This is a genomic window from Ruegeria sp. AN6 (assembly GCF_056540425.1).
Map to the genome: position 1 here is coordinate 1 of NZ_JBQFWR010000054.1, position 529 is coordinate 529.

Annotated in this window: 1 protein-coding gene; it reads left to right on the plus strand. The window is 53.7% G+C overall.

Going from position 1 to position 529, the window contains the following annotated elements; translation table 11 throughout:
• A partial coding sequence (locus ACR0MQ_RS23000; RefSeq protein WP_480611306.1) for a calcium-binding protein occupies positions 1–529 on the plus strand: 529 nt, incomplete at both ends.

The window sequence follows — 529 nt, forward strand, 5'->3', positions numbered from 1 at the left end:
TCAAAACCTGCGGCAAACAGCAACACTGCCATTTTGACCTTTGCGGGGACCACCGATCAGATCACGATCATCAACACGCTGAACAATGACTCGTCCGACGGCATTGAGCAGATTGTGTTCGACGACGGTACGATCTGGACCATGCAGGACTTGCGCGACGCTCTGCTGGCAGCGGATGCGACATCCGGTGATGACATCATCTACGCTTACGGCACTGACGATGTGATCAACGGGCAAGCGGGCGATGATGTGATCACTGCTCACAATGGCAACGACGTGATCACCGGTGGTCTGGGCAACGACACTCTGCATGGAAATAAGGGGTCGGATACCTATGTGTTCACGCGTGGCGATGGTCAGGACTCGATTGAAGACAACGGATTTCGCGACACGGATAAGCTGGTTCTCCATGGGTACACACCGGACGAGATATCGGTCTCAAAACCTGCGGCAAACAGCAACACTGCCATTTTGACCTTTGCGGGGACCACCGATCAGATCACGATCATCAACACGCTGAACAATGACT